The 23642-nt window shown below is 68.9% G+C and carries 24 protein-coding genes, 4 tRNA genes and 1 pseudogene; 11 read left to right on the top strand and 18 right to left on the bottom strand.

What is annotated here, in order from left to right; translation table 11 throughout:
- Window positions 1–75: 75 nt before the first annotated feature.
- From secE to F5X71_RS32615, 7 genes are all read right to left on the bottom strand, one after another.
- Window positions 76–510, bottom strand: coding sequence for a preprotein translocase subunit SecE (gene secE, locus F5X71_RS32585; protein WP_428981512.1), 435 nt, complete (start codon window positions 508–510; stop codon window positions 76–78).
- 21 nt (window positions 511–531) lie between these two features.
- Window positions 532–604: transfer RNA gene (locus F5X71_RS32590), tRNA-Trp, on the bottom strand.
- Window positions 605–858: 254 nt separating this feature from the next.
- Complete coding sequence (locus F5X71_RS32595) at window positions 859–1923, bottom strand: fused (3R)-hydroxyacyl-ACP dehydratase subunits HadA/HadB (protein WP_167466914.1); 1065 nt, start codon at window positions 1921–1923, stop codon at window positions 859–861.
- A gap of 262 nt (window positions 1924–2185) precedes the next feature.
- On the bottom strand, window positions 2186–2356 hold the full coding sequence (gene rpmG / locus F5X71_RS32600; protein WP_014988500.1) for a 50S ribosomal protein L33: 171 nt from the start codon (window positions 2354–2356) through the stop codon (window positions 2186–2188).
- 43 nt (window positions 2357–2399) lie between these two features.
- A tRNA-Met gene (locus F5X71_RS32605) sits at window positions 2400–2475 on the bottom strand.
- A 71-nt stretch (window positions 2476–2546) separates the two neighbouring features.
- Window positions 2547–2619, bottom strand: a tRNA-Thr gene (locus F5X71_RS32610).
- A gap of 140 nt (window positions 2620–2759) precedes the next feature.
- A complete protein-coding gene (locus F5X71_RS32615) occupies window positions 2760–3251 on the bottom strand; it encodes a YajQ family cyclic di-GMP-binding protein (RefSeq protein WP_167465437.1) in 492 nt (163 codons plus the stop codon).
- A gap of 170 nt (window positions 3252–3421) precedes the next feature.
- Between F5X71_RS32615 and F5X71_RS32620 the strand changes: the two genes are divergently transcribed.
- A tRNA-Tyr gene (locus F5X71_RS32620) sits at window positions 3422–3504 on the top strand.
- Between the two features lie 17 nt (window positions 3505–3521).
- Here the strand turns inward: F5X71_RS32620 and F5X71_RS32625 are convergent.
- Complete coding sequence (locus F5X71_RS32625) at window positions 3522–3818, bottom strand: hypothetical protein (RefSeq protein WP_167465438.1); 297 nt, start codon at window positions 3816–3818, stop codon at window positions 3522–3524.
- 44 nt (window positions 3819–3862) lie between these two features.
- Here F5X71_RS32625 and F5X71_RS32630 point away from each other — a divergent pair, with 44 nt between their 5' ends.
- Window positions 3863–4336: a MarR family winged helix-turn-helix transcriptional regulator gene (locus F5X71_RS32630; protein WP_238815590.1), complete on the top strand. Its 474-nt coding sequence runs from the start codon at window positions 3863–3865 to the stop codon at window positions 4334–4336.
- A gap of 15 nt (window positions 4337–4351) precedes the next feature.
- Here the strand turns inward: F5X71_RS32630 and htpX are convergent, their stop codons facing one another.
- Together htpX and F5X71_RS32640 are read right to left on the bottom strand one after the other, a co-directional pair.
- Window positions 4352–5221, bottom strand: coding sequence for a zinc metalloprotease HtpX (gene htpX / locus F5X71_RS32635; RefSeq protein ID WP_275106758.1), 870 nt, complete (start codon window positions 5219–5221; stop codon window positions 4352–4354).
- A 237-nt stretch (window positions 5222–5458) separates the two neighbouring features.
- Window positions 5459–6514: a polyprenyl synthetase family protein gene (locus F5X71_RS32640; protein WP_167465439.1), complete on the bottom strand. Its 1056-nt coding sequence runs from the start codon at window positions 6512–6514 to the stop codon at window positions 5459–5461.
- 166 nt (window positions 6515–6680) lie between these two features.
- Here F5X71_RS32640 and F5X71_RS32645 point away from each other — a divergent pair, with 166 nt between their 5' ends.
- Window positions 6681–7946 (top strand): geranylgeranyl reductase family protein, encoded by a 1266-nt coding sequence (locus tag F5X71_RS32645; RefSeq protein WP_167465440.1) that lies wholly within the window; start codon window positions 6681–6683, stop codon window positions 7944–7946.
- Window positions 7947–7996: 50 nt separating this feature from the next.
- On the opposite strand, the gene F5X71_RS32650 is transcribed toward F5X71_RS32645, so the two are convergent.
- Both F5X71_RS32650 and F5X71_RS32655 read right to left on the bottom strand, forming a co-directional pair.
- Complete coding sequence (locus tag F5X71_RS32650; RefSeq protein WP_167465441.1) at window positions 7997–8446, bottom strand: deazaflavin-dependent nitroreductase; 450 nt, start codon at window positions 8444–8446, stop codon at window positions 7997–7999.
- Between the two features lie 11 nt (window positions 8447–8457).
- A complete protein-coding gene (locus tag F5X71_RS32655) occupies window positions 8458–9030 on the bottom strand; it encodes a PadR family transcriptional regulator (RefSeq protein ID WP_167465442.1) in 573 nt (190 codons plus the stop codon).
- Window positions 9031–9131: 101 nt separating this feature from the next.
- Between F5X71_RS32655 and F5X71_RS37335 the strand changes: the two are divergent.
- Window positions 9132–9561: pseudogene (locus F5X71_RS37335) on the top strand (VOC family protein); the annotation flags it as partial.
- A 56-nt stretch (window positions 9562–9617) separates the two neighbouring features.
- Here F5X71_RS37335 and F5X71_RS32665 read toward each other — a convergent pair.
- Complete coding sequence (locus F5X71_RS32665) at window positions 9618–10124, bottom strand: DUF2505 domain-containing protein (protein WP_167465443.1); 507 nt, start codon at window positions 10122–10124, stop codon at window positions 9618–9620.
- A gap of 39 nt (window positions 10125–10163) precedes the next feature.
- Between F5X71_RS32665 and F5X71_RS32670 the strand changes: the two genes are divergently transcribed.
- From F5X71_RS32670 to F5X71_RS32685, 4 genes are all read left to right on the top strand, one after another.
- On the top strand, window positions 10164–10625 hold the full coding sequence (locus F5X71_RS32670) for a DUF3592 domain-containing protein (protein ID WP_167465444.1): 462 nt from the start codon (window positions 10164–10166) through the stop codon (window positions 10623–10625).
- Between the two features lie 87 nt (window positions 10626–10712).
- The gene (locus F5X71_RS32675; RefSeq protein WP_167465445.1) at window positions 10713–11855 is read left to right on the top strand and encodes a glycosyltransferase family 4 protein; all 1143 of its coding nucleotides are present in this window, start codon (window positions 10713–10715) and stop codon (window positions 11853–11855) included.
- Window positions 11856–12019: 164 nt separating this feature from the next.
- Entirely contained in the window at window positions 12020–12730 is a 711-nt protein-coding gene (locus F5X71_RS32680; RefSeq protein WP_014988514.1) for a demethylmenaquinone methyltransferase, read from the top strand.
- Window positions 12731–12843: 113 nt separating this feature from the next.
- Complete coding sequence (locus F5X71_RS32685) at window positions 12844–17013, top strand: bifunctional nitrate reductase/sulfite reductase flavoprotein subunit alpha (RefSeq protein WP_238815591.1); 4170 nt, start codon at window positions 12844–12846, stop codon at window positions 17011–17013.
- 45 nt (window positions 17014–17058) lie between these two features.
- Here F5X71_RS32685 and F5X71_RS32690 read toward each other — a convergent pair whose 3' ends face one another.
- Entirely contained in the window at window positions 17059–18093 is a 1035-nt protein-coding gene (locus F5X71_RS32690; protein WP_167466917.1) for an aldo/keto reductase, read from the bottom strand.
- Between the two features lie 113 nt (window positions 18094–18206).
- Between F5X71_RS32690 and F5X71_RS32695 the strand changes: the two genes are divergently transcribed.
- Window positions 18207–18827 carry a TetR/AcrR family transcriptional regulator gene (locus F5X71_RS32695; protein WP_167465447.1) on the top strand — a complete coding sequence of 207 codons (621 nt, stop codon included), beginning with the start codon at window positions 18207–18209 and terminating at the stop codon, window positions 18825–18827.
- Between the two features lie 58 nt (window positions 18828–18885).
- Here F5X71_RS32695 and F5X71_RS32700 read toward each other — a convergent pair whose 3' ends face one another.
- Window positions 18886–19491 carry a TIGR03086 family metal-binding protein gene (locus F5X71_RS32700; RefSeq protein ID WP_167465448.1) on the bottom strand — a complete coding sequence of 202 codons (606 nt, stop codon included), beginning with the start codon at window positions 19489–19491 and terminating at the stop codon, window positions 18886–18888.
- Window positions 19492–19682: 191 nt separating this feature from the next.
- Between F5X71_RS32700 and F5X71_RS32705 the strand changes: the two genes are divergently transcribed.
- Entirely contained in the window at window positions 19683–19919 is a 237-nt protein-coding gene (locus F5X71_RS32705; RefSeq protein WP_167465449.1) for a hypothetical protein, read from the top strand.
- Window positions 19920–20061: 142 nt separating this feature from the next.
- Window positions 20062–20298, top strand: a complete 237-nt coding sequence (locus F5X71_RS32710; RefSeq protein WP_167465450.1) for a hypothetical protein — start codon at window positions 20062–20064, stop codon at window positions 20296–20298.
- Between the two features lie 113 nt (window positions 20299–20411).
- Here the strand turns inward: F5X71_RS32710 and menD are convergent, their stop codons facing one another.
- From menD to F5X71_RS32725, 3 genes are all read right to left on the bottom strand, one after another.
- Window positions 20412–22055, bottom strand: a complete 1644-nt coding sequence (gene menD / locus F5X71_RS32715) for a 2-succinyl-5-enolpyruvyl-6-hydroxy-3-cyclohexene-1-carboxylic-acid synthase (RefSeq protein ID WP_167465451.1) — start codon at window positions 22053–22055, stop codon at window positions 20412–20414.
- Window positions 22056–22304: 249 nt separating this feature from the next.
- Window positions 22305–22751, bottom strand: coding sequence for a DUF6918 family protein (locus tag F5X71_RS32720; protein WP_167465452.1), 447 nt, complete (start codon window positions 22749–22751; stop codon window positions 22305–22307).
- A 144-nt stretch (window positions 22752–22895) separates the two neighbouring features.
- A complete protein-coding gene (locus F5X71_RS32725) occupies window positions 22896–23597 on the bottom strand; it encodes a PaaI family thioesterase (protein WP_238815592.1) in 702 nt (233 codons plus the stop codon).
- Between the last annotated feature and the right edge of the window lie 45 nt (window positions 23598–23642).

Consider the following 23642-nt stretch of genomic DNA (forward strand, 5'->3'; position numbering starts at 1 on the left):
CCGGGCCGGGCGCGCGGCGGAACTGCTCCGCCCGTCTCCGCCCCGGGATCGGCTGGCGGCGTCGGCGTAGAGCTACTAGCCGAACAGCCAGTTGACACCCTTGATGAACGCCAGATCCAACCCACTGATGAACGCGACCATGAAAATCACGAACACCAGAACAACGCTCGTATAGGTGACCATCTGCTTCCGGTTGGGCCAGATCACCTTGCGCAGTTCCGCGATAACCTCACGCAGGAACTTGATCAAACGCTTGAACGGGTTACCCGTCTTGCCGCGCTCGGCCCGATCGGTCTTGGCTGCCTTACGCGACGAAGGACGATCGAGCGTGGCGATCGAACCCGTGTCCGACGCGGCACCGCGGGTCCGCCGGGCGGATCGCTTGCCGCTGGGCCGAGCCACCGCGGCGGTGTCGTCGCCGTCGTCGGCATGCGAGCCGTGGCGAGTATCCCGCTCGTCGACCACGTCGATCCTTTCGTCGCTGGCATGCTGGTTCTTTCGAGCGACCATGCAAGCTGTCGCTACGGAAGGCAGGGGCGACAGGACTTGAACCTGCAACCTGCGGTTTTGGAGACCGCTGCTCTGCCAGTTGAGCTACGCCCCTTCGGTTGGACCGTGTTGGCTGTCCAACCACTGTTCGATATTCAGTTGTACAACTCCGGTGTCACCACATGACACGCGCGCTGCCTTGGCAGTTGCCGGCCCCGTCGGCGAGTTCTCGCGAACTCGCCTGGAACCAGCCCTACAGAGCAGCGCGCAGCGGCTGGTGACCCCAGAGACCTGAGTGTACGTTACCGGCCGCGTCGTTAGCTAATCAGGGTCAGCCGACCAGGTCAGAACCGGTTCCCCAGTTGACCGTCACGACAACTGCACGGTGGCCGTCGCGCGCCCGAAGATCTTGCGCCCCGCCGACTTCGCCACGATGGCGATGACCGCGGTGCGCGTCTCCGGATCCACGGACTTCACCTTACCGGTGTATTCGATTTCGGCGGCCTCATCGGTCCCCACATACACGGGACTGGTGAAGCGCACGTTGTATTCCTTGACCGCGCCGGGGTCGCCGAGCCACGAGGTGACGAAGCCACCGCCGAGGCCCATGGTGAGCATGCCGTGCGCGACCACGTTGTCCAGGCCGACGAGCTTGATGACGTCGTCGCTCCAGTGGATCGGGTTCGCGTCGCCGGAGACGCCCGCGTAGTTCACCAGATCGCCGCGGGTGAGCCGGACGGTACGGGCGGGCAGTTCGTCGCCGACCGCGACGCTGTCGAAGCTCAGCGCGCGCTTGCTCGGGGTGACCTCGGGCACCGAGGCGATCGGCGGCGGCGTAACGGAGGACTGGATCGCGCGCGGGCGGTGCTGCGGCGCGTCCTCGCCGATGCCGTGCATCAGCACGTTGCGCACGGCGTCGTTGAGATTGGGGTCGATGTCGCCGCCGCTACGGCCGATCAGCGTGGTGTAGGTGGTGAGCACCAGTTCGTCGTTCTGCGCGGTGACGATGTTCTTGGTGACGATGATGTCGCCGCCGAAGGCCTGCCGGAACGAATGCAGGTAGACATCGCAGACCAGCTGATCGCCCACCCGGATCGGGCGGTGGAATTCCAGGATCTGGTCGGTCTGCATGATCTGACTCAGGTCGTAGCCCGTGACGATCTGCTCGAACAGCTTGCGCTGGGCCAGAATGCCGACCAGGGAGATGAAGGTGAGCGGCGCGAGCAGGCCGTCGTAGCCGTACTCCTGCGCGAGGTCCTCGTCCCAGTGCACCGGGTGGTAGTCCTGTACGGCGCGCGCGTACTCGCGCACCTTCTCGCGGCCGACCTCGTAGTAGTCGTCGACGCGATAGTGGTGACCGACCATGGCGGCCGCGTGTGCGGCGGGGTCCAAAATCTCGTCCGCCTGAACCGCTTCGTCTGTACCGGTGTTGATTGTCACGGGTGGACTGTACCTATCTGACCCCGTCACCCGGAGTCGGCGGAGCGGAACGACTACGCCGTAGAAGCGCTCGGCTCCGTCGTTACCGCGTTGGCGGCTGTAACTCTGGTCGCGCTCACTCACTTACCGCTCCGGACCGTGAAATGCGTCAGGGCCGGACATAGTGTCCGGCCCTCGCATTGGCACGTTCCGAGATTTGCCGGGAGCGGTTCAGGCCCCTGGCGCCGATCCACGCGGCAGCATCACGCGTGGTGGACTAGCGGGATTCTTTGTGTCCCCGGTGCGTGCCGCAGTTCGGGCAGAACTTCTTCAGCTCCAGCCGATCCGGGTCGTTGCGCCGGTTCTTCTTGGTGATGTAGTTGCGGTGCTTGCACTGCTCGCAGGCCAAGGTGATCTTTGGCCGGACATCGGTGGACTTCGCGGCCACGATATTCCTTCTTTCGGGTCAACCAGATGGTCTGATCGGTCTTTGGTAGCGATGGCCGGACTTGAACCGGCGACACAACGATTATGAGTCGTTTGCTCTACCGACTGAGCTACACCGCCATGGGGTCGCATTGCCTGGTGCCGCGCCCAACCTTGGAGATGCCGAGTCGGTCACCACCGGCAATCCGGCGAGCCCCCTAACGGAATCGAACCGTTGACCTTTTCCTTACCATGGAAACGCTCTGCCGACTGAGCTAAGGGGGCATGACTACTTCCGCACCGAGCTCCGAACACTCGACCCCGGCGCGGCGAAGTCTTGAACGAGATTACACACCTTCGGGTCCGGACTCCAAACCGGGTGGTCAGAGCCGTTTTGCGGCCGCCGAACGGGCGGCCGCGACGACCTAGCGGTAGTTGACGAACTGCAACGCGATCCCGAAATCCTCACCCTTGAGCAACGCGATCACGGCCTGTAGGTCGTCGCGCTTCTTGCTCGACACCCGCAACTCCTCGCCCTGGATCTGCGCCTTGACGCCCTTGGGGCCCTCGTCGCGGATCTTCTTGGTGATCTTCTTCGCGTGTTCGGTGTCGATGCCCTGCACCAGCGTGCCGGTGATCTTGTGCGTCTTACCCGAGGCGACGGGCTCGCCCGCGTCGAAGGCCTTGAGCGAGATATCGCGGCGGATCAGCTTTTCCTTGAATACGTCCAATGCCGCCTTGACCCGCTCCTCGGCCTCGGCACTCAGCACGATCTTGTCGTCACCGGACCACTGGATGCTGGCGCCGGTGCCACGGAAGTCGTAGCGGGTGGACAGCTCCTTCTCCGCTTGATGCAGCGCGTTGTCGACCTCCTGACGGTCGACCTTGCTGACAACATCGAAAGACGAATCGGCCACACTTCGCTCCTGTCCTGGCGGGTCCAACGGCATATCGACCGGGACAACCGGTCACGGTTAAGTTCTACCCCGCGGCGCGCTCGTAGTCCCGCCGCATGGCCGATGGCCAGCCGGTTTGCATTCGGGGTGCGGGTTCGTTGTAAGCTGCTCTCCGCGCCGAGACGCGCGACGGCAGGTTGCCCGAGCGGCCAATGGGAGCAGACTGTAAATCTGTCGGTGAAAGCCTACGTAGGTTCGAATCCTACACCTGCCACCGAAAGCCCCCGCCGATCACCAATTGATCGGCGGGGGTTTCTCTTTTTCCAGGTCCAGCGGCCCGAGCGAGCCGCAGCAGCTCGTGGGCAGCCCGTGAATCCCTTGCGATGCGGTCGAATTCGCCGCGCGGCGAACTGCGTCCGGCACGGTGCGGCGCACGCGCTGCGCGTACGCCCGGCCGCCGGCCCAGTTGATTTCTCGAATCTGTTGGCATACTTGATATTTCGGCGAAACGACGGCGGCGGTTCGGACGCCGGACGCGACGCGTCGCGGGTGCGCGGCGCACGGCGGCGCATCCGGCACCGATCGCACCGGCGCTAGCCTGGTCGGCGAGCGCTAACGAGAGGCGGCTACAGATGTCAACGGGTCGGCGGGCCGACGCGGGCATGGCGGTGGAGGAAAGCGTCCGGAGTTTGCTGCTGCTCATGCCCCGGGTGGTCGGACGAGCGAAGAAGATGCGCGTTCCCGAAGAGCTGCAATCGTTTTCGCTGGCGCCCCGGCATCTGTCGCTGCTGGCGAACCTGGTCTTCGACGGACCGATGCCGGTCAACGATCTGGCCGCGCGGCTCGAGATCGCGCCAACCACGGTAAGCCTGATGGTGAGCGATCTGAGCAAGCAGGGTGTGCTGCAACGGCGCTCGGACGAGACCGATCGCAGGCGCACCATCGTCGCGATCGCCGCCGCGCACGAACAGTCGGTCAACGACTGGCTCGGCGGCAGCGCGCGGGCGTGGCGCAAGGTGCTGACCCCGCTGGACGCCGAGCAGCGCAGGCTCTTCGTAGACACGCTGCGTGCCTTCGAGAACGAACTGGCGGCCGAGCACGAGTGAACGAATGCGGCGCGCTCAGTAGTCGCGTCCGCCGCCCGCCATGTCCTCGAGCCGGGCGATCCGCTCGGCCATCGGCGGATGAGTGGAGAACCAGCGCGCGGCCCGCTCGCCGACCCGGAAGGGGTTGGCGATCATCAGGTGCGACTGGGCGGTCAATTGCGGCTCCGGCGGCAACGGAGCGGCCTGGACACCGCGCTCCAGTTTGCGCAGCGCCGAGGCCAGCGCCAGCGGGTCGCCGGTGAGTTCGGCGCCGGATTGGTCCGCCTGGTACTCGCGGGAGCGCGATACGGCCAGCTTGATCAGGCTCGCCGCGATCGGCCCGAGCAGCGAGACGAGCAGCACGCCGAAGAAATTCGGGCCCTCACCGTCGCGGTTGCCGCCGAAGGCCGTGGCGAAGACGGCCAGGTTGGCCAGGCCGGAGATGACCGCGGCGAGCGCGCCCGCGACCGAGGAGATGAGGATGTCGCGGTTGTAGACGTGCGAGAGCTCGTGACCGAGCACGGCCCGCAGCTCGCGCTCGTCGAGGATCTGCAGGATGCCGCTGGTACAGCAGACCGCCGCGTGCCGCGGATTACGGCCGGTGGCAAAGGCGTTGGGCGCGTTGGTGGGACTGATGTAGAGCCGAGGCATCGGCTGGCGGGCGGTGGTCGCCAGCTCCCGCACGATGCGGTAGATGACCGGCGCCTCCAGCTCGCTCACCGGCTGCGCGTGCATGGCCTTCAAGGCGAGCTTGTCGCTGTTGAAGTACGCGTACGCGTTCATGCCGACGGCCAGCAGGATGGCGATGATCAGGATCGTCGGACTGCGGAACATCGCACCGGCGAACACGATCAGCGCCGAAAGCCCGACCATCAACCCGAACGTCTTGAGCCCGTTCGCATACACTGTCCCGCCTCTCCGCGTAGCCAGGCCAGACTCGCCTGCCGCAAGGTCTCCGTTGACGCCGGGCGGTACCGGCGACGTCGAGTTCGCCCGTACCCGGCGCGTTACCCATACTGCTCATCGAATCAGGTGTCGCGGCCGATTCGCGTGCGCGAATCCCGACTAACCTGCCGATGGCATTACACGAGGTCAACGACGGCCGCGAACGGAAGGTTCCGGGCCGGATCACCGATGGGTCGCTCAGCCGACCCGTTCGATGGTGTAGCGGACCAGGCGCTCGAGCGCGTCGTTGGCGGGGCCCTGCGGCAGCGCGGACAGCTCGGCGTGCGCGAGGTCGGCGTAGCCGTGCAGCTTCTCCTTGGCCAGCACCATGCCGTGCGAGCGACCGAGCAGCTCGAGCGCCTCCTCGACCTCGGCGTCGGTGCTCAGCGGCTGGGCGAGCAGCTTGCGCAGCCGGTCCCCGTCGGCGCCCTCGTCGCGCAGTGCGTAGAGCACGGGCAGGGTGTGCACGCCCTCGCGCAGATCGGTGCCGGGGGTCTTACCGGACTGCTCGGTGGCCGAGGAGATGTCGATGATGTCGTCGGAGATCTGGAAGGCGGTGCCGACCGCGTCGCCGAGCCGGGCGAGCCGCTCGACATGGTCGAGCGAGGCACCGGAGAAGGTGCCGCCGAACCGGCCGGCCGCCGCGATGAGCGAACCGGTCTTCTCCCACACCACGCGCAGGTAGTGCTCGACCGGGTCCTGGGTTTCGCGGGCGCCCATGGTCTCGCGCATCTGACCGGTGACCAGCTCGGCGAAGGTCTCGGCGATGATCCGCACGGCGTCGGGGCCCAGGGTGGAGGTCAGGCGCGAGGCGTGCGCGAACAGATAGTCGCCGGCCAGGATGGCGATGTTGTTGCCCCAGCGCGAGTTCACGCTCGGGGCGCCGCGGCGCACGGTGGCCTCGTCCATCACGTCGTCGTGGTACAGCGTGGCCAGGTGCACCAGTTCGACGACGGTGCCCGCGGTGACGAGTGCGGGGTCGCTCGCACGCGGGCCGAGTTGACCGGTCAGCAGGGTGAACAGCGGACGGAATCGCTTGCCGCCCGCCTTGGCCAGGTGCAGCGCCGCCTCTTGGAGGAACTCCTCGCCGTCGGACAGTTCGGCGACCAAGAGCTTCTCGACCTCTTCCAGGCCGGCGCGCACGGTCGCGGCGAGGTCGGTGTCGCCGAGGTCGACCCCGGCGACCACCGTGCTCTCGTCGCAGGCAGCGTCGATGGCTCGCTCGCTGGCCTCGCTCACGGCCGATGTGCTCATTTCTTCTCCCGCCGATGCGTCCGACCCCACGGTAGAGAACCTAGCGTGTCCTCAGCCGATGGCCCATGAACACCGTCACTATGCGGTGTATCAGACACTTTGGCACACCGTTTTCGGTGCGCCGCGCGCGCCCGCGCCGCCGGGGTCACGTGCCAGTATTGAACGCATGGGTTCACCGGAAGTCACCCCAGCGAGCGGGGACGCGCTGCCCGCACAGGCCGAGGTGCTGGTCGTGGGCGCGGGCCCGGCCGGCTCGGCATCGGCGGCCTGGGCCGCGCGCGCCGGACGCGATGTGGTGCTGATCGATGCCGCCGTCTTCCCCAGGGACAAGACCTGCGGCGATGGGCTGACCCCGCGCGCTACGGCCGAGCTCGAGCACCTCGGACTCGGCGAATGGGTGCGCGCGCACACCGTCAACCATGGCCTGCGGATGACCGGTTTCGGCCGGGAAGCCCTGCTGAACTGGCCGGGCGGATCGTTCCCGACCTACGGAAGCGCGGTCCCCCGGACCGAACTCGACGACAAGCTGCGCGAGACCGCGATCAAGTCCGGCGCGCGGATGATCGACGGCACAAAAGTAATCGATGTCACGCGGGACGGGGATCGAGTCACCGGCGTGACGGTGCGAACGGCCGACGGCACGCGCACCATCGGATGCGCGCTGCTGATCGTCGCCGACGGCGTGCGCTCGCCGGTCGGGCGGATGCTCGGGCGCACCTGGCATCGGCAGTACGCCTACGGCACCGCCGCCCGCGCCTACATCAAGTCCGGCCGCAGCGACGATCAGTGGATCACCTCGCACCTGGAATTGCGCGATGCCTCCGGCGCCCTGGTGCCCGGCTATGGCTGGGTGTTCCCGCTCGGCAACGGCGAGGTGAACATCGGCGTCGGCTCGCTGGCCACCGAGCAGCGGCCCTCGCACATCGCGCTGAAGCCGTTGCTGGAGCACTACACCAAGCAGCGCTACGACGAATGGCAGTTCGACGGTTCGCTGCGCGCGGTGGCCTCGGCGCTGCTGCCGATGGGCGGCGCCGTTTCCCATGTCGCCGGACGCAACTGGGTGCTGGTCGGTGACGCGGCGGGCTGCGTGAACCCGCTCAACGGCGAGGGCATCGACTACGGCCTCGAGGGCGGGCACATGCTGGCCGGGCTGCTCGACGAGCCGGATCTGACCACCATCTGGCCCGAGTTGCTGCGGGCCCGCTACGGCCGCACCTTCTCGGTGGCGCGCCGGATCGCCGGACTTGCCACCCATCCGAAGATGGTGCCGATCGGCGGTCCGCCGGTGATGCGTTCGAAGTACTTGCAGCGCACCGCCGTTCGCGTGATGGGCAACCTGGTCACCGACGAGGACGTCGACCTGACCGCGCGCGCATGGCGCGCGGCAGGCCGGATGTCGATGCGCGCAGACGACCTCCAGCCCTTCGCCTGACCGGACGAACAGCGGCGACGCCGCCGAGTCCCACGAAGGGCTTGGCAGGCCTAGACGGCCGAAGGGTTTTCGATGCGGAACACCGCGCTGCGCGGTGCGGCGGCGGCGAATTCGTCCGGGTCGGCCGAGTTCACCAGGCCGAGCTTGATGAAGAACGGCACGCCGTGCGGCACCTCCTGCGGGAAGGCACGCAGCACCGCGGGACGCTCGTCGGCCGGGAGCTCGATCAGATCCACCCGGTTGCGCCTGCGTCCCTCGGCCAGGATGCCCCAGTGGCTCTTGCGCGCGTTGCGCACCCACTCGGCCTCCCCGTGCCCGACGACATAGCGCGCGCCGCGCACGGTCAGCGGGGAGACCGGGGTGGTGCGCAGCTCGCCGGACACCCGGCCGGGCACCGAGAGCACCCGCATCGTGCCGAGCCGCAGACCGGCGCGGTTGAGCGTGATCACCACGCGGTTCATCGGCTTCAGCCAGCCGGGCAGGCCCAGTTTCGTAGCCATGACAACTCCTTTCAGTTCGCCCACGGCAGTTCACCGTCGGCGATGCGTTTCGCGGTGCGCAGCACCCAGTCCAATTCGGTGGCACGCAGTTCGCGTTCGAGTTCGGTTTCCAGCAGCACGATTTCGGGCACGTCGGTCGAACGCGCCACGGCCAGAGCCGAATCCAGCTCGTCGATGCCCGTGCGCAGCACCTCGGCCCGGCGGGCGAGCAACGCCGCCGCACGGTCGGGCGCCAGGTTGAGGATGTGCGCCAAACCCGCTGCGAACCGCGGGTATTCGTTCACCGGTTCGGCGAGGTACTCGTCGAGCAGCGAGTCGAGCTCCGCGCGGCCCGCCGCGGTGATCGAGAAAACGGTGCGCTCCGGGCGGGCACCGTCGCGACTGCTGCCGGTCGACTCGATCAGCCCGTGCGCGGCCAGCCGGGCAACGGCGTCGTAGACGGACCCGCCGCGCATCCGCACCACCCGCCCGACGTGCCGGTCCCGGATCAACACCTGCATCTCGTAGGGGTGCATGGGCCGCTCGTTGAGCAGGCTCAGCAGCGCAAGCGCCAACGGGCTCCTGCGGGCTCTCGATGCCGCCATCAGACTCCTTTAGTCGAACTCGAATAACCGAACTCGACTATACACCGCACATCGCGATTCCGGAGAAACGAACGACGGCATCACGGCCATAGCCTCATCGCATGACGGCAATTGCGGATGTCTCGCTGGTCACGGTGTGCGTCACCGATCAGACCGCATCGAAGCAGTGGTACATCGACGAGCTGGGCTCCGTGGAATCGACCGATATCCCCATGGGCGACAACGGATTCCGGTGGGTCACCATCGCACCCGGATCATCCCGAGCTCGAGATCGCCCTGATGGTCCCTGGTCCCCCGCTGGACGAGGCACTGGCCGAGGCGATCCGGCGCGCGCTGGGCAGCGGCGCCCACGGGGCGCTCGGCCTGCGCACCGAGAACAGTCAGAAGACGTTCGCCGAACTCACGGCCAAGGGCGTGGAGTTCATCCAGCCACCCGCCGAGCGGCGCTACGACACCGAGGCCATCATCCGGGACAATTCCGGGAACTGGCTGGTACTGGTGGAACAGAAGCATTTTCGCCCGCGGACTTCGCCTAGGACGAGGCCCGTCGTCCCGGACGAACCGGGACGACGAGGCCGAGAACGGAATCAGGCAGTCGCCTGTGCGGCGACCCACTCCTCGATGAACTTGCGCTCGCTGTTCAGCACGCGGTGGTGCAGCTGCTCGGCGAGCGGCTCGATGGCGCCGCCGACCAGCGGCACGTTGACCTGCACGGTGCCGACCACCTCGATCTCGGAACCCTCTGCGGTCGAACGCATTTCGTAGGTGCCCGACATCTCGGTGCTGATGCCGCCGGTCGAGCCCTCGAAGGTGCCCTTGGCGACATCGCCGTCGAGGGCCTGCCAATTGTCGGTGCGCGAGAGCATGAGTTCGCTCTTGAGCACCTTGCTCACCACGCTGGGAACCTTGTCCTGCGCGGCCTTTTCGGTCATATGGATGCGGATCGAGTCCGCCCCTTCCGGGTGGGAAAGGTCGAGCGTTGCGGTCTCGGCGTCGGCGAAACGGGCCTGCCAGACCTTGTCGTCGGTGAGTGCCCGGTGAAGATCTTCGACCGGGACGGTGTAAGGCACGGTGAAGCTGAATTTTCGGGACATGCGCGACACGGTAGCCGAGTCGCTCGGTAGCCTGTTGCGGTGTTGGAAACCACGCAGTCTGATCGGCGGTCCATCCGTCTGCGGCGGGCCAGGATCGGTGTCGTCACGGCCGCGACGGTGATCAGCGTACTGATCGTGCTGCTGGTGCTGGCCGCCTGGCGCAACGACTATCTGATCAACTCCGACAAGGGCGTGACCAGCGCCGAAGTGCTCTCCGCTGGCAGGCTGCGCTCGGCGGTCATGTACGTCACGCCGGACGGGGAGACGCACAATCCGAAGGTCGGCGTGCTCTACCCGACCAATCTCACCGCGGGCGAACGCATCCGGGTCGAGTACTACCGCGCCGACCCGGACCTGGTGCGGGTGGAGGGCCGCGATGTGCGCGTCGCCATCCCGCCCGCGCTGTCGGTAATTGTGGTGACCTGGCTGGTCGCGCTGCCCACGCTGTGGCTGCTGCACCGGGCAGGCCGCAGGCGGCCGCAGCCCCCGGCGGCAACCTAGGGCCCGGGCACTAGAGTTCGCTGGATCTTCTCGTTTCCTTCACGCCGATGTGAGGCCGTGGCGCGCTGCGCGAGCCACGCTGTGCGGGTGCGTGTAGCGATCGTCGCGGAGTCGTTTCTGCCCAACATGAACGGCGTCGTCAACTCCGTGCTGCGGGTGCTCGATCACCTCGACAGTCACGGCCACGACGCCATGATCATCGCGCCGGACACGGTCCGCGGCCTGCCACCGGCGGCCCGCTGGCACGACCGGTTCCGGGTGCACCGGGTGCCCGCGGTGATGGTGCCCAAGATCAGTTCGCTGCCGGTTGGCCTGCCGCAGCCCCGGATCGTCTCGGCCATCGCCGATTTCGATGCCGACGTGGTGCACCTGGCCTCACCGTTCCTGCTGGGGGCTGGCGGGCTCGGCGCGGCGACGCGATTGGATCTGCCGACCATCGCGGTCTATCAGACCGACGTCGCCGGCTTCGCCAAGAGCTACGGGCTTTCGCTGGCCAGCCGGGCGGCCTGGGCCTGGACCCGGCGCATCCACGAGGGCGCGACCCGCACGCTGGCCCCGTCCAGCGCCGCCGCGCAAGACCTCGCCGACCACGGCATTCCGCGCGTGCACCGCTGGGGACGCGGTGTGGACATCGCCCGGTTCACCCCCTCCGCGCGCCGCACCGAGCTGCGCGCGGCCTGGCTCGGCGGCGCCGACAAGCTGGTGGTCGGCTTCGTCGGCAGGCTCGCGCCGGAAAAGCACGTCGAGCGGCTCGCGGTGCTGGCACACGACCCGGACATCCAGCTGATCGTCGTCGGTGGCGGACCGGAGCGCGACCGGCTCGCCCGGCTGCTGCCGAGAGCGGTGTTCACCGGCGAGCTGGGCGGCGACGCCCTGGCCCAGGCGTACGCGAGCCTGGACGTGATGGTGCACCCCGGCGAGCACGAGACCTTCTGTCAGGGCGTGCAGGAGGCGCTCGCCTGCGGCGTGCCGGTGATCGGTCCGGACGCGGGCGGTCCGCGCGACCTGATCGCGCACTGTCGCAACGGATATCTGCTGCCGGTCGACCGTTTCACCGAACTATTGCCGAGTGCCGTTGCGGCACTGCATGATCCGGCGCTTCGGCACCGATTCGCCGGTGCCGCGCGCAAATCGGTGCTGCACCGCACCTGGCCCGCGATCTGCACCGAACTGATGGGCCACTACGCCGAGGTCACCGGCATGCGGACGCGGTTGCCGCATACCGCTTGACCGGCACGAGCCCGGCACGGCTCGCCACCCGACGACCGACCGGACCGGGCCCGCCCGCCTCGTGAGACGATGGGTCACCCACCGGATCACGACGTCTGCGACGCAGGCCACGGCCGTGGCTCGGCGGGTAGTCGACTGGTACGGCCTGATACGCGGAGAGGCGCATGAGCGTGGCGAAAACAGAATCGGTTCGGGCCTCACTGGACAAGCAGCCGCACGAGATCGCGTCGATGTTCGACGGCGTCGCACGGCGCTACGACCTGACCAACACGGTGATCTCCGGCGGCCAGGATCGCTACTGGCGCTGGGCGGTCCGCAAGGCGCTGGCCCCGCGACCGGGCGAGCGGGTGCTCGACCTCGCGGCGGGCACCGGTGTGTCCACCCTCGATCTCGCGAAGTCCGGCGCCTGGTGCCTGGCCGCCGACTTCTCCCAGGGCATGCTGGCCGCTGGCAAGTTCCGCAAGGTGCCGATGGTGGCCGCCGACGCGACGGCGCTGCCCTTCGCCGACAACTCCTTCGACGCGGTGACCATCTCCTACGGCCTGCGCAACATCTCCGACACCGACGCGGCGCTGCGCGAGATGCTGCGCGTCACCAAGCCCGGCGGGCGGCTGGTCATCGCAGAGTTCTCCACCCCGGTCATTCCGGGCTTCCGCACGGTGTACATGGAGTACCTGATGAAGGCGCTGCCGAAGGTGGCCCGCGCGGTCAGCAGCAATCCGGACGCCTACGTCTATCTCGCCGAGTCGATCCGAGCCTGGCCGAACCAGCGCCAGCTCGCTATGCGGATCGCAGGCAACGGCTGGGCTTCGGTCAAATGGCGCAATCTGACCGGCGGGATCGTGGCGCTGCACCGGGCCTACAAACTGGGCTGACCTGCGAGCTTCATCACACCTCACCGGCGCGAACGCGGCTTGTGAGGTGGATTGTGACCTCCCGATAACGCGCGGTAAACCCGGCGCAATCGGCGATGGCCATGATCGGGGACATGTTGGACGCAGGCGGCACCACCAGGACGGCATGTTCGTACTGCGGCGTCGGGTGCGGAATCACGGTGCAGACGAAGACCGACGCCACGGGTAAGCCGGTGATCGCCAAGGTGAGCGGTGACAAGCTGCACCCGTCGAACGCGGGCAGGCTGTGCACCAAGGGCGCAACCCATCTGGAGCTGATGCGCACGCCGGGCCGGATGACGACCGCGTTCCGGCGGCCCGAGCGCGGGCAGGAACCGGTGCCGGTCGCGGTGGACGAGGCGGTGCGGGAGGCGGCCGACCGGCTGCGCGCGATCCTGGACGAGCACGGGCCCGACGCGATCGCGCTGTATGTCTCCGGGCAGCTCTCGCTGGAGGCGCAGTACCTGGCGACCAAGCTGGCCAAGGGTTACCTGCGCACCGTGCACATCGAGGCCAACTCGCGGCTGTGCATGGCGAGCGCGGGCACCGGCTACAAGCAGTCGCTCGGCGCGGACGGCCCGCCCGGCTCCTACGACGACATCGACCACGCCGAGGTGTTCCTGGTGATCGGCGCGAACATGGCCGACTGTCACCCGATCCTGCACCTGCGCATGGTCGATCGGCTCAAGGCGGGCGCGAAGCTGATCGTGGTCGATCCCCGGCGCACCGAAACCGCCGCGCGGGCCGATCTTTTCCTGCAGATCGCGCCCGGTACCGACCTCGCGCTGCTCAACGGCCTGCTGCACCTGCTCGTCGAAAACGGCGACATCGACTCGGATTTCATCGCCGAGCACACCGAGGGCTGGGCGGCGATGCCGGAGTTCCTCGCCGACTATCCGCCTGCCGAGGTCGCCGAGCTCACCGGGCTCGCCGAGGCCGACATCCGTACCGCCGCCGCGTGGATCGGCGCGGCTGGTGACTGGATGACGCTGTGGACGATGGGACTCAACCAGTCCACCCACGGCACCTGGAACACCAACGCGATCTGCAACCTGCACCTGGCCACCGGCGCGATCAGCCGCCGCGGCAGCGGCCCGTTCTCGCTGACCGGGCAGCCGAATGCCATGGGCGGGCGCGAAATGGGCTACATGGGACCGGGTCTGCCGGGCCAGCGCAGCGTGCTCGCGCCTGCCGACCGCGTTTTCGTCGAGACCGCGTGGGGCCTCGCGCCTGGCACCATTCGCGACGAGGTCGGCCCCGGCACCATCGAGATGTTCCGTGAGCTGGCCGCGGGACGGATCAAGGCCGCCTGGGTCATGTGCACCAATCCCGTTGCCACCGTGGCCAATCGCAAAACGGTGCTCGACGGCCTGGAGGCGGCCGAGTTGGTGATCGCCCAGGACGCCTACGCCGAGACCGCCACCAACGCCTACGCCGACCTGCTGCTGCCCGCCACCCTCTGGGCCGAAGCCGATGCGCTGATGGTGAATTCGGAACGCAACGTCACGCTGTTGCAGCGTTCCGTCGAGCCGGTGGGCGAGGCCAGGCCGGACTGGCTGCTGATCGCCCAGGTCGCCACCGCCATGGGCTTCCCCGGATTCGAGTTCGAGTCCAGCGCCGAGATTTTCGAGGAGATCAAGCGGTTCGCCAATCCGGCCACCGGATACGACCTGCGCGGCATGGATTTCGAGCGACTGCGGCAAGGCCCGATGCAGTGGCCGTGCCCCAACGGGACGCGCCCGCGCAACCCGATCCGCTACCTCAACGACGGGGTGAGCCAGCATCCGCACGTCGACGCGAACGGACATCGGCCGCGGCTGGCCTTCGCGACGCCGAGCCGGCGCGCGGTGTTCTGGCCGCGTCCGCACCTGCCCGCCGCGGAACTGCCCGACGACGACTACCCGTTCCTGCTCAATACCGGTCGCCTGCAACATCAGTGGCACACCATGACCAAGACCGGCAAGATCGACAAGCTGACCAAGCTGAACGGGCAGCCGTTCGTCGAGGTACACCCGGACGACGCGGAACGGCTCGGGGTGCGCGCGGGCGATCAGCTCGAAATCGCCTCCCGCCGTGGCCGTGCGGTGCTGCCGGTCCAGCTCAGCGATCGCGTGCGACCGGGCGACTGCTTCGCGCCGTTCCACTGGAACGACGAGCACGGCGAGTATCTGACGATCAACGCGGTCACCAACGACGCCGTCGACCCGACCTCGTTGCAGCCGGAGTACAAGGCGTGCGCGGTCTCGCTGCGCCGAGTCGCGGTGCCTGAGCACGCCGAATCGCCTGCCACGCCGATTCCCGCCGCGCCGACCACGCATCCGCTGGCCGTGCTGCTCGGGCTGGACGCGACGACAACGCCGACGCTCACCGAGGTCGAGCGGGTCTATCTCAGCGGGTATCTGGCCGCGCTGCAAGCCGTTCCGGTGACCGGCCAGCCGGTGTTGCCCGCGTCCGCGCCGCTGGCCGAGCGCAGCCGCACCTGGGTCGACGGTCTGCTGGCCGGCATGTATTCGCGCGCAACCGATCCCACGGGGGCACCCGCGCGACCGGTGACCGTGCTGTGGGCCTCGCAGACCGGCAATGCCGAGGAGCTCGCCGCCACCGTCGCCGCCCGGCTGACCGAATGCGGCTTCCTCCCCCAGCTGCTCGACATGGACTCGTGCACAGTCGCGACCCTCACCGGCGATGTGCTGGTGGTGACCAGCACCTTCGGTGACGGCGGGCCGCCGGACAACGGCACCGACTTCTGGCAGCAGTTGGAGGACAAGGCGATTCGGCTCGCCGACATGCGTTACGCGGTCTTCGCCCTCGGCGACTCCTCCTACGACGACTTCTGCGGGCACGGCCGGAAACTGGACGAGCGCTTCGCCGAGTACGGCGCGACCCGGCTGCTGGCGCGGGTGGACAGCGAACCGGATTTCCACGAGCCCGCGCAGCGCTGGCTGGACGCGGTGGTCGCGGTGCTCGGCGACGGGCTGGACGGCGAACTGCCGCAGGAGGATCCGAACCCGCCGACGCGCGGTTCCGGCGGCGCGCGCCGGGCGGTGCGCGCCGGCGCCACGACGATGACCTCGGTGCTGACCAAGGCTGCCGCGCCCGCGCCGGGCCGCAACCGGCGCGAGACGCCCCAGTTCACCAGGAACTCACCGGTGCCCGCGCCGCTGGTGCGCAACGAGGCTCTCACCGCCACCGGTTCGGCGAAAGAGGTGCGCCAGTTCGGTTTCGACCTGCGCGGGATGGAGGCGGGCTACGAGGTCGGCGATTCGCTCGGCATCTGGCCGACCAACGACGCGGCGCTGGTCGGCGAGTGGCTCGCCACCACCGGGCTCGACGGCCGCCGGGTCATCGAGGTCGACGACCGGGAGCTCAGCCTGGCCGAGGCGCTGCGCACGCACTACGACATCAGCAAGGTGAGCAACGATCTGCTGAGTTTCGTCGCCGAACGCAATCCGAACGTCCGGCTGGCCAAGCTGCTGCGTCGGGACAATCGCAACGAGCTCGACAACTACCTCTGGGATCGGCAGGCGGTGGACGTGCTGCGCGACTTCCCGGTGCGAGCCGATCTGGTCGACTGGCTCGGCACGCTGAAAAAGCTGCAGCCACGCCAGTATTCGATCTCGTCGAGCCCGCTGGTCAGCCCGGACGAGGTGCAGCTGACCGTCGGCGTCGTCCGGTACGGCGATCCGGCCGCGACCGGGTCGATGGCCCGGCGCGGCGGCGTGTGCTCGACCTTCCTGGCCGACCGGGCGGGCGGCGAGGCGGGCACGGTGCCGATCTTCCTGCAGCGGGCGCCGCATTTCCGACCGCCCGCCGACCCGACGGCGCCGATGATCATGGTCGGTCCCGGCACCGGCATCGCGCCGTTCCGCGGCTTCCTCCAGGAACGCAGGGAACTCGGCTGCACCGGCCGCAACTGGCTGTTCTTCGGCGAGCAGCACGCGGCGAGCAACTTCTACTACCGCGCCGAACTGGAGGACATGTTCCGCTCGGGCTTCCTCACCCGGCTCGACCTGGCCTTCTCGCGCGACCAGCGGGAACGGATCTACGTGCAGCACCGGATGATCGAGCACGGCGCCGAGCTGTGGTCCTGGCTGCGCGACGGCGCGCACCTGTACGTCTGCGGTGACGCCGCCCGAATGGCCAAGGACGTCGACGACGCCCTGCTGCGGATCATCCGGGTGCACGGCAAGTTGGACGAAGCGGGAGCGCTGGCGTTCCGCAAACAGCTCGTCGCGCAGAAGCGCTACGTTCGCGACGTCTACTGACCGCGGGCCTCGCGTACGGTCGTCGCGACGCGAGGCCCAGCGCGATCAGACCAGCGGCGGATTCAGGCGGGTGAAGTCGCCGAGGCGGTGGTACGGGTAGTACGGGTACGGCGGTGTGGTGGCGCTGGCCTTGTCGAGCCGGGCCACCTGCTCGGCGTCCAGCTCCCAGCCGATGGCGCCCAGGTTCTGTCGCAGCTGTTCCTCATTGCGGGCGCCGACGATGACCGTGGCCACGGTGGGCCTGCGCAGCAGCCAGTTCAGCGCGATCTGCGGGATGGTCTTGCCGGTCTCGGCGGCCAGCTCGTCGAGCACGTCGACGACGTCGTAGAGCTTCTCGTCGTCCACCGGCGGGCCCGCGGCCGCGGTCTGGTGCAGCCGGCTGCCGTCGGGCAGCGGCAGGCCCCGCCGGATCTTGCCGGTCAGCCTGCCCCAGCCGAGCGGGCTCCAGACCACCGCGCCGACGCCCTGATCCTGGCCGAGCGGCATCAGTTCCCACTCGTAATCGCGGCCCACCAGCGAGTAGTAGACCTGGTGCGCGACGTAGCGGGTGTGGCCGTTGCGGTCCGCCGCGGCCAGTGACTTCATCAGTTGCCAGCCCGCGAAGTTGGAGGCGCCGACGTAGCGGATCTTGCCCGCCCGCACCAGATCGTCCAGTGCCGCGACGACCTCCTCGACCGGGGTGCCCGCGTCAAAGGCGTGCAGCTGGAACAGGTCGAGGTAGTCGGTGCCGAGCCGGCGCAGCGCCGCCTCGACCGCCCCGACCAGCCGCGCCCGGCCCGACCCGGCCTGCCCGGGGCCCGGACCGGTCGGCAGCGAGGCCTTGGTGGAGATGAGCACCTGCTCGCGCCTGCCCCTGATGGCCGCGCCGAGCACCTCCTCCGAGGCGCCGTCGGAGTACACGTCGGCGGTGTCGAACATGGTGACGCCCGCCTCCAGGCTGATGTCCACCAGCCGCCGGGCCTGCGCGGCATCGGTGTCGCCCCAGGCGCTGAACAGCTCGCCGCGTCCGCCGAAGGTGCCCGCGCCGAAACTCAGCGCCGGAACGTACAGGCCCGACGCGCCCAGCCGCCGGTACTCCATCTGCGCGCCTACTGTCTGAGCATTCACCGGACCGCCCTCCTAAAGGGTCTATAGTTTCGTTAACGCCTCGAACAGTACCCTCGCTCGCCTACAAATGAAACTGGAGTTCCGTTATGACTGGCGCCGAAGCCACGCCCGGCTCGATTCGCCCAGGTGGACGCACCGCTCGCGTGCGCGAATCGGTGCTGCGCGTCGCCGGCGATCTGCTCGCCGAGCGCGGATTCGGCGAGCTGGATCTGACCGAGGTCGCGGCGGCCGCCGAGGTCGGCAAGACCACGGTCTACCGCCGCTGGCGCAACCCGACCGGCCTGATCACCGATCTGCTCGTCGACATGGCCGAGCAGTCCGTCGGCCACACCGACACCGGCTCACTGCTCGGCGACCTCACCGCCAATGCCCGCCTGGTCGCCCGGACCTTGACCGATCCGCGCCAGGGCAAGCTCTTCCAGGCCGTCATCGCGGCGGGCACCTGCGACGAGGCGGCCGCCGCCGCGTTGCGCCGGTTCTACGATGCGCGGCTCACCGAATGGGCGCCGTGCGTCGAGCGGGCGATCGAACGCGGCGAGGCGCCGACGGGCACCGACGCGCGGGCCGTCCTGTCGGCGGTCTCCGCGCCGCTCTACTACCGTCTGCTCGCCAGCGGCGACCCGATCGACGAGGCCGCCGCGGACGCGGCCGCCCGCGCCGCGGTAACCGCCACCGCCGCAGGGGTTTTCGTGCCGCTGCCGAACTAGCGCCCCGTCCAGGAAGGTCGGTGCGTCGAGAAACGTGCCGAAGTTCTTGGACGGGGCGCTAGCCGCGCAGGGCCGACGCGGTCGGCGCGGCGGCCCAGTCAAGGCTGCGGCCGGTGCGCGCGAGCACCCGCTCCAGCGCCGGGGCCTGCGCGGGTACCGGGACCACCGGACCGAACATGCCGGGCGTGCCCTCGGCGGGGACCTCGCGCAGCAGGTCGAGCAGGATGGCCAGATCGGTCTCGGTCGCGTCGAACGACTGGCCCGTCGCCTCGGCCAGATCCCACCCGTGCACTACCAGTTCGTCCAGCGCGATCATCGCCATCACCGGCGCGGGCTCGCACACCCCGCCCGCCTCGGTGTCGCCGTCCCACGCGCCCGGCTCCCGCCACGCGCCGACCAAGGCCGTCAGCTGCGCGCCGATCAGTGCCCGCCAGTCGTCGGGCAGCGCGTTCTCGGGTGCGATGACCGGAGCCACCGATCCACCGACCGCCTCCTTCGTCGCCGCCTGCCGAAACGCCTCGGTCAAATCCACGACGTGGGCGAGCAATTCGCGCACGGTGGTGTCGGCGCACGGCGTCGCGGCCGCGAGCTGGTCGTCGGTGATCCGGCCGACCACGGTGGCGAGCGCGGTGGCGGCCGGTTCGAAATCGAATTGCTGGTTCATGGGCACTCCTGGGATGAGCGGGTCTCAGCTATGCAGACGAACCGACCCCGCGGAACTCATCGGCCCGCGCCGATCACACGCCCGCTCGACGGTTCGGCACGGTCTCGAAGCGGTCTCACCGCGCCGCCGCAAGCGACCCTCGCGACCAACTCGTGACCGCGAAAACCGCTGGAAAAGCGGAGAATTGGTAGATGAAGGGTGATCGAGTCGAGATAGTCGTCGACGTCGGCGACGGGTCTCGCAGTTATGAAGTAGCCGCGACTCGCGCGGGGCGGCGGGTCGAGGTGCGGATCGCACGCGGCGTCGTCGAAGTCAGCGAGGTGACGCGCACCGGGAATCCGGTGCGCACCGCGCGATTCATGGCGGGCCGCACGCTGGCGCTGGTCGAATATCCGGCCGACGGGAACGGAGCGCGCGCCGACGAATGATCCCGCGACACGGGCCGCACGCGGGTTGCTCACCCGCGGGGCCAGGCGCATCCTCGACAGTGCCGGAACGACTCCCGCCTCGATTGCGCGCTACCCGCACGGGTATGCCGACACGCGAGGCCTACGCCGAGAGGAGCGCACGATGACCGATCGCACCATCCGCGACAACGATCCGGTGCCGGAAGCCGATCTCGCGGAGCAGTCCACGCCCGCCTACCCGGACGAGCTCGGCTACCCGGAGGACGGACCGGACCCCGACGGCACGATCGCCGCCGAGCTGGCCGAGAAGGCAGGCCCCGACCGATGGAACGCCGATCCGGCGGACGTGGTCGAGCAGTCGATCCCGGTGCCGTTCGACGACGAGCCCGACCTCGCCTGACCGCTCGGCCCAGCCGAATACCGGTGCGGCCCATCGGCTCCGTCCAGGGCCGGCACCGAAGCATGGACAAGGCTCGAGGTCAGAACCAGCACCCGGCTCGGTCAGGGCTCGGTTCAGGGGCAGATCCCGGCGCGCACCGCCGCGTGCAGCTCACGCAGGCTGGATCGCTCGGTGGCCACCTCGAGCACCCGCGTGCCGTGCGCGTGCCCCGCGAGCTCGACGGCCAGCTGCTCCGGATCGACCTGCCGATGCGGAATGCGATACGCGGCGCACAGCGCGGCCAGGTCCATCCCGTGCGGGGTGCCGAAGACCCGCTCGAACACGCCCGCGTACTGCGGATCGCCCTGCTCGAGCAGTTCGAAGATGCCGCCGCCGTCGTCGTTGGCGACCACGATGGTCAGGTCGGCGGGACGCGGCTCACCGGGCCCGATCAGCAGGCCGGAGGCGTCGTGCAGGAAGGTCAGGTCGCCGATGAGCGCGATGGTCCTGCCCTCGTGGTGCAGTGCCGCGCCGACGGCGGTGGACACTGTGCCGTCGATGCCCGCGACACCCCGGTTCGACAGCACCTTGATGCCGGGACGCGGGTGCGAGACCAGCGCGGCGTCGCGCACCGGGTTGGACGCACCGAGCACCAGCTGATCGCCCTCGCGCAGCGCGTTCATCACCACGGCGGCCACGTGCAGACCCGTCGGCTTCGGATGGCTGCCGAGTTCGGCGCGCACCGCCTGATTCGCCTTCTCGTCGAGTTCGCGGCAGTAGTCCAGCCACTGCGGGCGCGGCGCTCCGGACGTCACCGCGCGCGTCCCGGTGCCGAGCACGTTGCCCGAGACATCGGGCCAGCGCGGGCCGGTGGTGAGCGCGTAGACCCGAACCGCAGGATCGGCGAGGACCTTGGAGACCTGCCGGTGCAGAGTCGGGCGCCCGGTGATGATCGCCTGGCGCGGCCGCAGCAGCGGCAGCGCCAGCGGGTGCAGCGCGGGCCCGTGCATCGGCGCGGTGGGCTCGGCGACCGTGGGCAGCGCGGCCAGTTCCGGCCGCAGGCCGGCGCCGTGTCCGGAGATGACGACGGTGTCCGGGGTCAGGTCGAGATCGAGCGGCACGTCGAGGGTGGCGTACTGCGTCTTGGTCCAGGCTTCGTCGGCGTCGCGCCCGGCCGGGGGCTGCTCGCCGGGGGCGAGGTCGGGGACCAGCGGCTCGCGCAGCGGAATGTCGAAGTGCACCGGGCCCGCGTTGCCCGAGCGGGTGCCGCGCGCGGCGGCGAGCACCCGGCACACGGCCGAGCGCCACTGGCTGTTCTGGTGCCCGTACTCAGCACACTCCGCGGTCGCGGGCTCCTGCTCGGCGAGGCCGAGGCTGATCGCGGCGCGGACCTGGCTACCGAACAGACCGAACTGCTCGACGGTCTGATTCGCGCCGGAGCCGAGCATCTCGTAGGGCCGGTTCGCGCTGAGCACCACCAGCGGGATGCGGGCGTAGTTGGCCTCGAGCACGGCGGGGCCGAGATTCGCGACGGCGGTGCCCGAGGTCATCACGACGGGCACGGGCAGCCGACTGGCGACCGAGAGGCCGATGGCGAGAAAGCCCGCCGTCCGCTCGTCGATGCGCATGTGCAACCGCAGCCGACCGGCGGCGTCGGCGGCCTGCAGCGCGAAGGCCAGCGGCGCGTTGCGCGATCCGGGGCACAGGACGACATCCCGTACACCCCCGCGCGCGAGTTCGTCCACGACGACCTGCGCTTGTGCTGTAGACGGGTTCACGCCTCCAGCCTCTCAGACAGTGCGCCGGCCGTCTGCGTCGCCCTGGTCACACCGCGCTCCTTCGCCTGGACGACACCCAGCGGTGTCGCCGAGATCGCAGGGCGCCGATCGGCCCCGCGTTCGGATCGGCCCGCACGAGCAGAACGCGCCGCACATCGAAAAGCGCGGCCGCGGACGGCCGTTCGATGTGCGACGCGTCCGACGTGCACGGCGCGGGTGCGATCAGCGGGCTGATCCGGTACGCCAGATTCAGTTGGCGTGCTTCTGCACCAGGTCGCCGACCCGGGGCAGTGCCTCGATGACGTTCTTCTTGGCCGAGGAACGCATCGACGAGTAGACCTTCTTCAGCGCGGGCCGGGTGGAAGCATCGGCACGCGCGTCGGTGACGGCCAGCAGGGCCTCGGCGACCTCGTCCGACTTGGCGACGAGCAGATCACCGAACTTGCCCGTGCCGGACGCGGCGTACTCCTGCCAGAACGGCTCGAGCTGGGCAACGAGTTTGGGCGCCAACGACTCCAGCGCATCAGGCACGATCGACGGGCTGATCTTCTTGACCGCCGCGTAGCCACCCTTCACAGCCAGGCCGGACGCACCACCCTTGTCCGAGACCTCGGCATCAAGAACCTCGACGGCATCGGCAAGAAAAGCCGGGCGCTTGGCGTCGTCGAGCAGGGATTCAGACAGTGCTGCAACCACTTTCAGGTTCCTCCGGAATAGGTTTCGATGAACGAGCGACCGCAACTATACGCACCGTCGCGCGGCTGGTCGCGGCACTCACCCGCTAACGACGCGCGTCCCAAACGTGCTCTGCGCCACGGCAAATACAGACCGGGCGGTCGCTCATGGCTGCCACGGCAGTAATTGCACCATCAACCCTTCGCAGTCGGCGAGCACATTGCCCTGCTCATCGAGCAATTCGGCGGTGATGAACGTCTTGCGCCCCTCGATCCGATCCACCCGCCCGCGCACCGTCAGCGGCGTCTGCAACGGGGTGATCTTGCGATAATTCACATGCAGATACGCGGTGCGGCTGATCGGGCGTCCGGCGTAGTGCACGATCATGCCGAGCAGATCGTCGAACAGCAGCGGCAGCACGCCACCGTGTGCCGCGCCGTTGCCGCCGAGATGAAACCGCCGGAACTCCCCCGCCATCCGAATCCCGTCCGGGCCCGCCTCGAGCACCCGCCACGGCAGCAGCAAAAGGCTGCCGCGCCCCGGCAATTCGACCGCGCGGCCCGCGGGCCCCTGCAATTCCGGCGCCCGGTAGGGCTCCAGCAAATCGACGAGCTCTTCGGCCTTCGCGCGTGCGGCGGCGAACACCTCATCCGGCGCGTCCACCGAAACGGCGAGGTCCTGCAGCGTGCGCATCGCCTCGACGAACGGGCCGAAGTCCGCCCCGATCTTCGCGCGCGAGACCTTCGGAAATCCCCCGTGCTTCGCGTAACGGGACTCGTCCACCGCGCTGCGATCGATCACCGGCTTCTCGCGCTCCCGCGTCGCGCGGCTACCGCTCCCCGAGTCGCGCTGTGCTGCTCTATCCATACCTGCACCATAACCGTCTTTTTTACACCGTCAAGCCACGGCTGG

It is taken from the genome of Nocardia brasiliensis, assembly GCF_011801125.1.
Classification (GTDB): domain Bacteria; phylum Actinomycetota; class Actinomycetes; order Mycobacteriales; family Mycobacteriaceae; genus Nocardia; species Nocardia brasiliensis_C.

Bases quoted from the DNA above. Each gene is read 5' to 3' on its own strand.
- secE (WP_428981512.1), bottom strand. From the start codon at position 510: ATGGTCGCTCGAAAGAACCAGCATGCCAGCGACGAAAGGATCGACGTG.
- F5X71_RS32630 (WP_238815590.1), top strand. From the start codon at position 3,863: ATGTCAACGGGTCGGCGGGCCGACGCGGGCATGGCGGTGGAGGAAAGC.
- F5X71_RS32640 (WP_167465439.1), bottom strand. From the start codon at position 6,514: ATGAGCACATCGGCCGTGAGCGAGGCCAGCGAGCGAGCCATCGACGCT.
- F5X71_RS32645 (WP_167465440.1), top strand. From the start codon at position 6,681: ATGGGTTCACCGGAAGTCACCCCAGCGAGCGGGGACGCGCTGCCCGCA.
- F5X71_RS32650 (WP_167465441.1), bottom strand. From the start codon at position 8,446: ATGGCTACGAAACTGGGCCTGCCCGGCTGGCTGAAGCCGATGAACCGC.
- F5X71_RS32655 (WP_167465442.1), bottom strand. From the start codon at position 9,030: ATGGCGGCATCGAGAGCCCGCAGGAGCCCGTTGGCGCTTGCGCTGCTG.
- F5X71_RS32665 (WP_167465443.1), bottom strand. From the start codon at position 10,124: ATGTCCCGAAAATTCAGCTTCACCGTGCCTTACACCGTCCCGGTCGAA.
- F5X71_RS32680 (WP_014988514.1), top strand. From the start codon at position 12,020: ATGAGCGTGGCGAAAACAGAATCGGTTCGGGCCTCACTGGACAAGCAG.
- F5X71_RS32685 (WP_238815591.1), top strand. From the start codon at position 12,844: ATGTTGGACGCAGGCGGCACCACCAGGACGGCATGTTCGTACTGCGGC.
- F5X71_RS32690 (WP_167466917.1), bottom strand. From the start codon at position 18,093: ATGGAGTACCGGCGGCTGGGCGCGTCGGGCCTGTACGTTCCGGCGCTG.
- F5X71_RS32695 (WP_167465447.1), top strand. From the start codon at position 18,207: ATGACTGGCGCCGAAGCCACGCCCGGCTCGATTCGCCCAGGTGGACGC.
- F5X71_RS32700 (WP_167465448.1), bottom strand. From the start codon at position 19,491: ATGAACCAGCAATTCGATTTCGAACCGGCCGCCACCGCGCTCGCCACC.
- F5X71_RS32705 (WP_167465449.1), top strand. From the start codon at position 19,683: ATGAAGGGTGATCGAGTCGAGATAGTCGTCGACGTCGGCGACGGGTCT.
- F5X71_RS32710 (WP_167465450.1), top strand. From the start codon at position 20,062: ATGACCGATCGCACCATCCGCGACAACGATCCGGTGCCGGAAGCCGAT.
- F5X71_RS32725 (WP_238815592.1), bottom strand. From the start codon at position 23,597: ATGGATAGAGCAGCACAGCGCGACTCGGGGAGCGGTAGCCGCGCGACG.